An 11,913-nucleotide genomic window follows, 5' to 3' on the forward strand; every position below is an offset into this window, starting at 1 on the left:
GCACTTTTTATTCTGGGATTGAACGCAAGGAAGCAAACAACCAAGGGGATAAGATGAACGAAGCACTTTGCCTCTCAAAGCATATAGTTAATGCTCTGAGCATAGTACATAACAAAAAAACCACCCACTTATCAAAAAAAGGGCATCAAATTTACTACTTTGAAGATGAGAGAAATACAAAATTAAGCTTAGGTATTTACCTAAGTTGCCCCATTAAGAGGAACAACACCTAGCTGCTTTACACTCTTTAATATTTTTTAAATGTGAAAAGGCAACAATGAGGCTTCCTACAACGGTCAAAATCGTTTCACCATATTCTCCAAGAAAATCATGCCCAAAGAAAGCCGCGATTGATAGTACTGCCAGTCCTGTAATCCCAAACGAAAAAATGTGCCATTTACTATGTGTTTTACAGCCTGATACCAAAGCTAAAACACTTGTTAAAAGTACACCTCCAAGGAGCAATTGGTGAAATGCCTCTTCTTGTAAAAAGCTTACCGATAAGAAAGGCAATGCCACAAACAAAATAGGCAGCACAATACAATGAATGACACACATTGTTGCCAAGCCGATAGACACTTTGTCTCCAACTTGTTGAAATTGACCACGCAATTTAAATCTCCTCAAATTAAAAAGAAACAATATAACATAACAATGCTGAGCAAATAATTATAAATTTCATGTCTTATTTAATACCTCGGTCATCACATTCACCCTCAAGATCTCTATATCCAATCGATTTAGTACATTTAGCAAATCCATAAAAGTTAATAAAAAAGACATCAACAACACATTTTTTTGTGAAATAAATTATGGCTTTACAAACGATAAACAACGTCCTCCCATACACAAATGGCCCGAATTCAAGTCAAAAAAAACACAAAATTAAAAATTTAAAACACAGAATTAACCTTTACAAACATTTTTTCAGTAAACTATCCACAGCTTTAACATCAGAATACAAGGAATAAGCATGAGTACGACTACAGCAGAAATGAGCACAATAGATGAGCAATCCGAATCTCCTTTGCTCACCGGACCTATATTTAAACAGTTCTGCTTTTTAGCAATCCCAACAATTTTAGGTATGGTCATTAATGGGCTGTACACTTTTGTTGATGCACTGTTTATCTCTCAAGGGATTGGCGCGCAAGCAATGGGCGCTGTATCAGCAGTTTTCCCCATCCAAATGATACTCATCGCTATCAGCACAATGCTCGGCAGCGGTATGGCTTCTCTTGTGTCTAGATATCTAGGCGCTAAACGACAAAAAGATGCAAACGAAGTATTTTCTGCTTCATTTATGTTAGCCATATTGAGTGCATTGCTACTTTGTACTCTCACCTACTTGAACCTTGGCAGTATTTTTAGCCTGTTGGCTGTTCCAGAGTCTTTACAAGCTCAGGCAACTAGCTACATTACTCCCATTGTGTTGTTTTGGGTAATTGGGTTTATTTGTAACCAAATTACTGAAGGCTTTCGCGCATCAGGAAACCCAAAAGCTATGATGCAAGTACTCTCTACTGCATCTATATTGAACATATTGTTGGATGCTCTTTTTATTTTTGTATTTGAGTGGGGAGTTGCAGGTGCCGCTTGGGCAACTATCTGTGCTTTAAGTATTGCCTTAGTTATTGCAATTCAACTTCAATCTAAGGGCGAAAGCGCTGTTAAATTCCAACGTCGTAGTTTACTGAGCCCAATCCAAGTTCATCTCAAAATGCTAAGCCTGGGATTACCAGTTTTACTTTCACACGGTGGCTTTTCAGTGATCTTAGCTGCAACAGTGTATTCAATCTCTACTGTATTCGCGCAAAATTCTGAGCCCCTTATCACAGCCCACGGAATTTTGGTTCGATGTTACATGTTCTTGTTTTTACCAGTTATAGGCATGATGGTGGCGCTGCAAACCTTGGCAGGCTTTAACTATGGCGCTGGAGAGTTTTTGCGCGTTAAAAAGGCCTATCTGGTCGCGTGCCTAATCAGCACAATATGGGGATTGGTCGTTACCTTTATCCTGTGCTTAAACGCACAATGGCTTATTGCACTATTTACCAGCGATGAACTAGTAACGAATTTAGGGAAAGAGATTGCTTTAATTGCATTTGCAGGTTTTACCACTGCAGGATTCTGTATGATGTCTAGTGGATTGTTTCAAGGAATGGGTAAAGCAATCCCAGCTACCATGTTAGATGCCGCCCGCACTTATGTATTACTTTTACCTTTAATGGTAACTCTACCAAAACTATACGGTTCGGACGCTTTATGGTGGTCATTTCCCATTGCAGACGTGGCTGGTGGAGTTTTTGCCCTCAGCTTTTCAATTTTCACACTTAACAGGCTAATAAAAAAGAACTAGAAAAGGATGGAGTTATAAAAAATTCATCTTACTTTTTCCATTGCAAATAAACAAATACCGGGTTATCTATTGTTTTCCTACTCTAGGTAACCGGTACAAGCTAAGATCAAACTCTCGTTAAAAGTGCAATCTTTCACAAAGAAATTTTCTCAATTTAAATAACACGCTTTAAATTCTTCATATTCCCTTAAAAAAGAGTTGTTTTTTGCTATTAGTTCAGTTAATTCATGGTCTTATTCAATAGTCCTAAAGAACTATCTGCATAGTGACGTACACTTTGTAACCCGACTTGTAATACAATGAAATTACAGCTCCACATTTCCAACATATTTATCCCCAAATTGAAAACAAAAATTCATCGATTTATCACCCAACCTGCACATTGATTTATCCCCGAAAATAAAATTAAGGCTAACTTTGCAATAGAGCAAATGCACAAATTGCAATAATAAGGACAATGAAGGATTTATTTCAGACCGAAAATATCATTATTTTAATAACATTTTACTGATCTTTGTTAATTATGAGGAACAACAGTGGTATCATTTAATAAAACGCATACTGCGGGTTTGAATTATCGTAATCGATTGATTTTAGGGAATACGAATTTAATTTCATCGTGAACCAGTGAATAAACCGGCTTAAAAGTGATATTTGATATTTAATTAATGTTAATTATTGATGAAGTCTCATTTAAAGCTATAAGTTTTTAGGAAAACTCAAGGAAATATGGAACATGGCGATTAGAGAAAACACTATCTCGATCATAGGTGCAGGAATATCAGGCATTATTTGCGCGCTTACATTAGCAAAATCAAAAGCATGCAAAAAGAGTTCAATTAAGGTTTATGAACATAAGAAACGAGTTGGTGGTCGAGCACATGCAGTTAAAGTCAATGATCACTTTGTGGACCTGGGTGCAGGCAGATTTTCTTCCCAGCTTCATCACAATGTCAAGGAACAAGTGACGTCTTTAAACTTACCTTACGAAACATTCCCTTTTACACAACTAAAGCGTCCACAAGCATTGCATAAAAGTTTAAAGAGCATTTTAAAAAATTTAAAACCTCTATGTGATGAACACCCAAACGATTCTTTTGAAGAGTTTCTAACTATTTATGTTGGCAGACATCAAGCTAAGGAAATGATCAACGCACTAGGCTACGACTCTTTATCACTGCCCAACATTTCACCGCATATTGCTTTTGATATAATTGAGAAACACCCCGAAATACAGGGCTTTTCTGAAAATGCGGGATATGAGTGGTTTAACTTAAAAGAAGGCTTTTCAGCGCTAACAGAAAAGCTATATCAAGAAGCATTGGCACATGGCGTTGAATTTTACTTTGACCATGAACTTGCAGGTATAGAAACCAACAATAACGGCTCTGCACTCAAATTAATCAAAGATGGGAAGCAAGAGGTCACTATTTCTGAAGGTGAGATGATACTAACCTTTCCTCCAACAGCGATGAAAAAGCTCAATTGTGGCTTTCCACAAAATTGGAGTGACTACACTTACGGGTCCATTCCTTTGTTCAAAGGCTTTTTATTTTATGATGCACCTTGGTGGCAAGAGTTAGATCTGGCAGATCATGTTGTAATTACGAATAACCCTATACGTAAGCTGTATTTCAAGGACAACAGGTATGTATTTTTTTATACCGACAGCGATTACGCAAACTTTTGGCGTGATACGACCTTAAGGGGCGAAGCTCACTACCTAAGCACAGTAAAAACACTGATGGCTGAAGCATTGCGATGCCATGAAAGCCAACTGCCTGATCCGCATATCCATACCTACAAACATTGGACTCATGGCGTTGAGTTCTCTCAGGAGTGTTGCCCAAATCACCCTATGACATTAGTGCATAAAAAATCTCGCATAATCTCTGCGAGTGATGCCTATACACCGCACTGCGGCTGGATGGAAGGCGGTATTATGGCTGGCAGGAGTGCAGCTGAAACACTATTGAAGCGACTGGGTTCTGAGCAAGCTCAAAAGCAGAGAAGCGAAGAACTGGCACACGTTTAATTGTCATCTACACAGTACAGACTAAAGAAAAGTAACTAGGAAGTTTGAATTAAATGAGTATTCTCGATTTTCCCCGAGTTCATTTTAAAGGAATTGCACGGGTTAACGTCCCAACGGCAAATCGCAATATCAACAATACATTAGATATTGCGACCAATACGGCAATAAAAGATGGAAAGCCCTATGATGTGGCACAGCCACCAGCACATTTCCACGAATACTTAACAGATATAGGGCCCAAATTTGATGCGCAAGGACGTGTTGATGAATCTGGACCGTTTAACCTCGCTGCTGGATACAATATGCGAGGAAACAACCATTTCAGTTGGGAAAATACACTCATTACCAGTGTACAACTGAAGCCGGGGGAATATATTACCAACGATAAGCTAGTTGGTCACAAGCTATCTCTTTGGGGACACTACAACGAATACTTGCGGACTTCTTTTAATCGCGCTAGATGGGTAGATAATGATCCTACTAGGCGAGACTCTGCGCTTATATATGCGGGTCAACTAACAATTACAGATCCAAAAGCATCAGCAAATACGACCCACGTATTGTCGGCTGATATTGATTGCACTCACGGAGTGCGATGGATAAACAAAAGCTATATCGCTCAACCTATTTCTCACTTCTTATATGAAGAAATGAGCGAAGCTAGACTGTTCCAATTTTCGATAAGAAAAAACAGTGACGAGTTTCTATTTAATCAATTAGGGCTTAATTCAGAGTTTATGGCTGCCCTACAAGTTGCATTAGATGACCCTAAGGTTTTGGGGTTAACTGTACAGTATTGCGTGAGTAATTTATCTCCTCCAGCGGGCCCAAATATGCCAGTGTTTTGCGACTTGCATGGCACCATTGGCTTATGGCGCGAGGAAGACATGATGACTTCACCGACTGGGCGTATCTTAAGACCAGAAAACAGCGAGCAATATGCACCGATTGCAGTATCAATCGGGCAAGATTGGTTGAGTTTAAACGCTGCTGTAGGTTTACCGCATGGAAGTTACCAAGAAAGCCTCCCTGTCAATACTGGCATGCCACCAAAACTGAGTAGCAAAGTGGATTTAGGTAATCTATACCTCAAATCAAACAATGGGCAAATCATCGCAACAATTGCTCTAGATGATTACAAAGATAATGCGCTGAATTCAGGTATTATTGATATTACGCTCCAGCAGATTGATGAACAATTTCATCAGCAGTCACTCCGACTATGCTCTGAGGAGCATACATGGTATGAGAGTGACTGGCACATCCAAGCTGAACAGCATATTTTTTCCATGGAAAGCCCTAATCATATTAAGGGTGACAAGAGTACAACATCGGTTGCAATTCGCAGTTACTTTCACGGTAAGCCGATGCCAATTGCAAAACTGGCCTCTCATGTAAGAGATTCAAAAACTCTGAGTTGTGACCAATTTATAGCGACAGACTTAGAGGGCAAAGGTTCAATCACCATAGAAAGCCTAAAGCCCGGTAGTACCGAGTTATTTTTAGGCGAGTATCACAACGCCATCTTAGTGCGCGTTTTGCCAGACGATTGGGCACTCATGGATACGCCAACAGAGCAAGTCGACTACGACTTTTTGTATAAGCATGTTATGGCTTACTATGAGCTGTTCTACCCTTTCATGACCGAAGCGGTATTCAGTATGGCTGACAAATGTAAATGCGAAACGTACGCACGGCTAATGTGGCAGATGTGCGATCCTCGAAATCGCGACAAAAGCTACTACATGCCTAGCACCCGAGAAATGCCACAAGCCCATGCTCAACTCTTTTTAAAATACCTATGTAATGTTGAGCAATCGGCTATGCCAAAGATTTTACCTCCCCAAAAGCCACAATTTAAAGCTAAGGGGAACATTAAAAGTAAATCGCAATTAATCAGTGCACTACGTGATGCTGTAGATCTTGAGCTCTCAATTATGCTTCAGTATTTATACAGTGCGTACTCGTTACCAAATTACAGCGCCGGAGAACACTTCGTCAGTGCTGGAAGGTGGCAACAAGCGCAACTCGAGTTAGTCAATGGCGGTGCAGACAGACGTCGTAATAGTGGCTGGCGCGGTGCATTATTAGAGATAGCCCATGAAGAAATGATCCACTACTTGGTGGTTAATAACTTGCTTATGGCACTGGGAGAACCTTTTTATCCTGGCAAACCCGTTTTAGGTGAGGAAGCCAAAGAGAAATTCGGCTTAGATACCGAGTTTTCATTTGAGCCTTTTTCGGAGCATGTCATTGCCAAGTTTGTGCGCTTTGAGTGGCCAGCATTCTTTCCAACGGTAGGAAAATCAATCGCTGATTTTTATCACGATATCACGGTCGCGATTGGAGAATTACCAGATTTATTTTCATCAGAAAAGGTCAATCTAGGTGGTGAACATCACTTATTTTTGAATGAAATTGTTAATCGAGAGTATCCGGGTTATCAATTTGAAGTCTATGACAGAGAAACGGCAATTTTTGCTATCAACTTTGTAACAGAGCAAGGTGAAGGCGTTTCTGCCGACTCACCCCAATTTGACGTAAGTCACTTTAATCGACTGCGTTCGATTTCAAAAGCACTTACACACAGCGATATTCCGTTTGAGCCTTCCTATCCAGTGTTGAAAAACCCAGTGTTTGAACCTCGCCAGGGATGCAACCTCGTGACGGATCCAGAAGCGGCAGAATTAATGGCATTTTATAAAGGCTGCCATGAATTAATGTTTCAGTTGATGATGCAACATTTTGCCATCAAGCCTCTGGGCAGCATGCGCCGCTCACGCTTAATGAATGGCGCGATTGACCTGATGACCGGGATTTTAAGACCACTATCAGTACAGTTGATGACCCTGCCCTCTGGCGAGTTGGGACGCAACGCAGGTCCCCCTGTACCCGACGCAATTTCGACGGAAGTCTTCGACAATTTAGAACAAGGATGCATGGCCATCTCAAGGCAATGCAAAGATTTGGTAAGCATGGCTAAAAGTATGGTTTCGGCCACGCCACCACAAACACAAATTGAGTTATTAGAGTTTTTTCAAAATCAGATGCAAGAAATCGCAACTGGCAAACTTTCAAGGGAAGCGTAAATATGAAGAAAATAATTGTCATTGGCGGCGGTCTAGCCGGTGGCTTAACAGCCATTTACTTAGCAAAACGTGGATACGATGTTCACATTATAGAAAAACGCGGTAACCCTTTGCTAAGCCAAACAGACTATATTGATCAAGTCAGCTCGCGCGCAATTGGCGTTAGTATGACTGTGAGAGGTATTGAAGCGGTTGTCTCTGCTGACATTCCACAGGCTGAATTACAAGAGTGCGGTGTTGAAGTGTCAGGCATGTCATTTTTCGTTAAAGGTGAGCCTAAAACGCGTGAGCTTCCGCCTCTTGATAAACTTAAACCGTTATCACTTAGCCGCAGTGCATTTCAGGTGTTGCTTAATAAATATGCTGAACTAGCAGGAGTTCATTATCACTACGACCAACGCTGTATTGAAGTGGACCTAGATGGTTGCAGCTTAATGACCAAAGACAGCGAAGGTAACTTTACTACCCACAAAGGTGATTTACTCATTGGTGCAGACGGTGCTCGCTCTTGCTTACGTGAAGCGATGCAAGCCAACGGCCGACGCTTTGAATTCCACCAATCGTTCTTCAAACATGGTTATAAAACCTTGGTTGTGCCTGATGCGTCAAAAGTTGGTTTAAGAAAAGATTTGCTGTACTTCTTTGGTATGGACTCACAAGGACAATTTGCTGGACGCGCGGCAACTATTCCAGATGGTAGCATCAGCTTTGCAGTCTGTCTGCCATATACTGGACAAGTGAGCTTGCACAGTGATGATAGAAAAGCGATGAAGGCGTTTTTTGATCAGTACTACCCAATGGTGCCAGAAGATATCCGCCAAGATATGTTTGAGCAATTTATGGTTAAGCCGAGTAACGACTTAATCAATGTCCGTTCTTCAACTTTTCATTATAAAAACACGGCATTGTTGATAGGTGATTCCGCACACGCCACAGCTCCTTTCCTCGGTCAAGGCATGAATATGGCACTCGAGGACTCCTTCGCCCTTGATCAGCTCTTCGGTCAATACGGAGATGACTTCGAAAAGATTTTAAGTGAGTTTACTGAACAACGTAAAAAAGAAGCCGACGCGATGCAAGACATGGCCAGAGCAAACTACGAAGTACTCAGTTGTTCAGACCCAATATTCTTCATGCGTGCACGCTTTGCACGTTATATGAATCAAAAATTCCCAGACCATTACCCACCGGATATGGCTGAAAAATTATATTTCACTTCAATGCGTTACAGTGAGTTACGAGAAGAGCAAGAAAAGCAAAATGTTTGGTACAAAATAGGGAGAATGAATTAATGAAGATTTTAGTGATTGGCGCCGGCCCTTCAGGCCTTATGTTTGCAAGTGAAACAAAAAGATTTAAACCTGATTGGGATATCAAAATAATTGAGAAAAACCACCCCGATGATAACGTTGTTGGGTGGGGGGTTGTACTACCTGGGCGTGCCCCACACCACCCAGCTAACCCTCTGTCGTATCTCGCCAATTATGAAACTTTAGATGCGCAGTACCTTGAAGATTTTAAACTCACCCACCACAACCAGAGCGCCTTGAAAAGTACCGGTGTCACTTTATGTGGTGCTGAGCGTAAATCAATGGTGAGAGCGCTACGCCAAATGTGTATTGGTTTAGGTATTGACATTGAGTTTGAGCAACCAGTTTTAACGGATGCCGAACTGGCGTCTAACGACTATGATCTAGTAGTTGTGTCAAACGGCCTTAATCACACTACCACCTACTATCGTGACGCATTAAAGCCAAAGGTAGAATTCGGTAAAAATCGCTATATGTGGTACGGCACAACCAAAACTTTTGATGCAATGAACCTAATCTTTAAAGCACATTCAAAAGGTGTTTTTGTTGCGCACTCTTATAAATACTCCAGCAAAATGAGTACTTTTGTTGTTGAATGTAGTGAAGAAACTTACAAAAAGTCTGGCCTAGATGAAATGACTACAGCAGATGCAGAACGTTTCATTGCTTCGGTGTTTGAAGAAGAGCTAGATGGCAAAGCGGTCATTGCGCAAGAAGGTCTCAAATGGCGTAACTTTATGACGTTGAGCCATGAGAAGGCATACGATGGTAATGTAGCACTACTCGGTGACGCACTCCAGTCTGGGCATTTCTCCATCGGCCACGGAACAACAATGGCTGTTGTAGGTGCGCAAATATTAGTAAAAGCGGTCTACGATAACCCAGACAATGTTACTGCGGCACTTGAAGACTTTAATCAACATGTCATGCCTGTTATGCAACTGTTTGCTCAACATGCAACCGTGAGCCGCTTATGGTTTGAGTCAGTAGAGGACAGAATGCACCTATCTACAGGTGAGGTCGCGCAAGGGTTCGCTGAACGACGAGGTCAGCTTCCTCCATTGCCGGCCGCGCTTGGCCAAGCATTGGAAAGAGCTTTAGACCGTGGGGAAAAGTAACGTGGAACTAAACAAGCAAATAACCCCACCAAAATTGCCACAACAATGGAGCAGTAGTTACATTTCATACTGGTCACCCATGCAACCTGACGAGCATATAACATCAGGCTATTGCTGGTTTGATTACAATAAAAATGTATGTCGTATCGATGGGTTATTTAATCCATGGAGCGAGGAAAAGACAGGTCATAGATTATGGATGTCAGAAATCATGTACCCTGGCACAAATGAGTCGTTTAAAGCAAAAGTTGCTTATTCTCGTGAACACATGGACAAACAAAGTGAGTTCAAAGGTGAAGTACTAAATGACGAAGTAGACCCGTGTCACGAGCTGATTTTAATGCAAGATGTATTGCAAACGTGCAATGCTGAACATCAGGGCACTTGTGACGTACTGGGGTTTGAAGCTGACATTTGGCATTTCCAGAGACCGAATAGCAAAGGCCCGGCTACTTACTATTTAAAAGCAGGCACCAATGAGCTACTTAGAATGGTTACGGGTGACCCTAAGGTCATGGCATCTGTGAGAGATTTTCCTAACTTCAATACCAGAGAAATCGATGCAGATATCTTCAAGCATGAGCCCTTGAAGCAAGCATAAAATACCAAGTAACATTGGGAATGAGGCGTGCCGGCCACAATGTTTATTTTATTGTGGTCGGTCACATTGAACGATACATCCCCTTTCAAAGTACATTTAATCCAAACGCACCTTTTACTCGATTGAGCACTTGTTGAGACTGCTGATCAGCTTTCTCTGTACCCGCTTTTAATATTTCACGTAGCTGTACAGGATCCGATAGAAACATTTCACGCCTAGCACGTATCGGCGTAATAAGGTTAATCAAACAATCCGCTAAAATACCTTTCAGTTTACTGTCACCCAATCCACCGCGACGATAATTCGCCTTGAGCGTTGACACGTAATCTTTGTCCTCATGAAATGCATCTAAGTATGTAAAAACAACATTCCCTTCAACTTGGCCAGGATCTTCTACTCTAATATGGTTTGGATCCGTGTACATCGCTCGCACAGCCTTTACGATTTCATCATCACTGCTACCAAAGGTGATAACGTTACCAAGCGACTTTGACATCTTTGCTTTGCCATCTACACCTGGTAGCCTTGAAACCTCACTCAGGAGTGGCTTTGCTTCTACTAACACTTGCTTGTTTGCTACGCTGTTGAGCTTACGAACAATTTCGTTTGTTAATTCAAGCATGGGGAGTTGGTCCTCTCCAACAGGCACTAAGGTCGCGTCAAAGGCAGTAATATCAGCAGCTTGGCTTATAGGGTAATTCAGGAAGCCCGCGGGAATTGACGCGCCAAAGTCTTTGCTCGCGATCTCAGCTTTTACCGTTGGATTACGCTCTAACCGCGACACGCTCACAAGGTTTGCATAATACATACTTAGCTCAGCCAACGCCGGCAATGCGGACTGTAAGCAAATTGTTGTTTCTTCTGGGTTGATGCCAACAGCAAGGTAGTCGGCCATCACATTAAATATATTGTCGGCAACTTTCTGCGGGTTGTGGCCGTTATCAGTCAAGCCCTGCATATCTGCGATTAGAATTGTTTGAGCATGCTGAGATTGCAATGAGATACGGTGTTTTAAAGAACCCACATAGTGGCCCAAATGTAGAGGTCCTGTTGGTCTGTCACCGGTAAGAATTGTATGTTTCATGTCTGTCTCCTTATTTTGTTTGCTACCGAAAGAGACAGTGGTCATGTCAACTATTACCTTTCGGCAGCAGTTGAACACGTGTATTCAAGCGCCGCTCTAATAAGAGCGCCACCAAGAAATTGTGATGTGTCGTAAGCTTGATAAAATATTCATAACGGACAAAAAACTAACACAGTCAGTTTGACGCATCAAGTCTAATTTCTAGGTTAATACGATCGTATAATGGCTGGTATGTACAAAGTGAGAAAATTAAAAGCATCCCCTACACACTTGCCGGAAAGATACAATTTCACTTGCGTGAAAAATATTCAACACCC

Annotated in this window: 8 protein-coding genes; 6 read left to right on the forward strand and 2 right to left on the reverse strand. The window is 41.5% G+C overall.

Annotated elements, in window-relative coordinates; all coding sequences use genetic code 11:
• Window positions 1–213 precede the first annotated feature (213 nt).
• Window positions 214–612 (reverse strand): MerC domain-containing protein, encoded by a 399-nt coding sequence (locus tag N482_RS16880; protein WP_081228027.1) that lies wholly within the window; start codon window positions 610–612, stop codon window positions 214–216.
• Window positions 613–973: 361 nt separating this feature from the next.
• On the opposite strand from N482_RS16880, the gene N482_RS16885 reads away from it, so the two are divergent.
• The 6 genes from N482_RS16885 to vioE all read left to right on the forward strand — a co-directional run bounded on the left by N482_RS16885 (window position 974) and on the right by vioE (window position 10,512).
• Window positions 974–2,359, forward strand: a complete 1,386-nt coding sequence (locus tag N482_RS16885; RefSeq protein ID WP_063378146.1) for an MATE family efflux transporter — start codon at window positions 974–976, stop codon at window positions 2,357–2,359.
• 736 nt (window positions 2,360–3,095) lie between these two features.
• Window positions 3,096–4,394, forward strand: a complete 1,299-nt coding sequence (locus tag N482_RS16890; protein WP_063378147.1) for an FAD-dependent oxidoreductase — start codon at window positions 3,096–3,098, stop codon at window positions 4,392–4,394.
• Window positions 4,395–4,447: 53 nt separating this feature from the next.
• A complete protein-coding gene (vioB, locus tag N482_RS16895; protein ID WP_063378148.1) occupies window positions 4,448–7,483 on the forward strand; it encodes an iminophenyl-pyruvate dimer synthase VioB in 3,036 nt (1,011 codons plus the stop codon).
• A gap of 2 nt (window positions 7,484–7,485) precedes the next feature.
• Complete coding sequence (locus N482_RS16900; protein ID WP_063378149.1) at window positions 7,486–8,775, forward strand: FAD-dependent oxidoreductase; 1,290 nt, start codon at window positions 7,486–7,488, stop codon at window positions 8,773–8,775.
• A complete protein-coding gene (locus N482_RS16905; protein WP_063378150.1) occupies window positions 8,775–9,911 on the forward strand; it encodes a hypothetical protein in 1,137 nt (378 codons plus the stop codon). Before N482_RS16900 ends, N482_RS16905 begins: the two co-directional genes overlap by 1 nt.
• Before the next feature lies 1 nt (window position 9,912).
• Entirely contained in the window at window positions 9,913–10,512 is a 600-nt protein-coding gene (gene vioE / locus N482_RS16910; RefSeq protein ID WP_063378151.1) for a violacein biosynthesis enzyme VioE, read from the forward strand.
• An 85-nt stretch (window positions 10,513–10,597) separates the two neighbouring features.
• On the opposite strand, the gene trpS is transcribed toward vioE, so the two are convergent.
• Entirely contained in the window at window positions 10,598–11,596 is a 999-nt protein-coding gene (trpS, locus tag N482_RS16915; protein ID WP_081228029.1) for a tryptophan--tRNA ligase, read from the reverse strand.
• Window positions 11,597–11,913: the final 317 nt, after the last annotated feature.

Origin of the sequence: Pseudoalteromonas luteoviolacea NCIMB 1942 (assembly GCF_001625595.1) — a bacterium.
In the GTDB taxonomy this organism is placed as follows: Bacteria; Pseudomonadota; Gammaproteobacteria; order Enterobacterales; family Alteromonadaceae; genus Pseudoalteromonas; species Pseudoalteromonas luteoviolacea_A.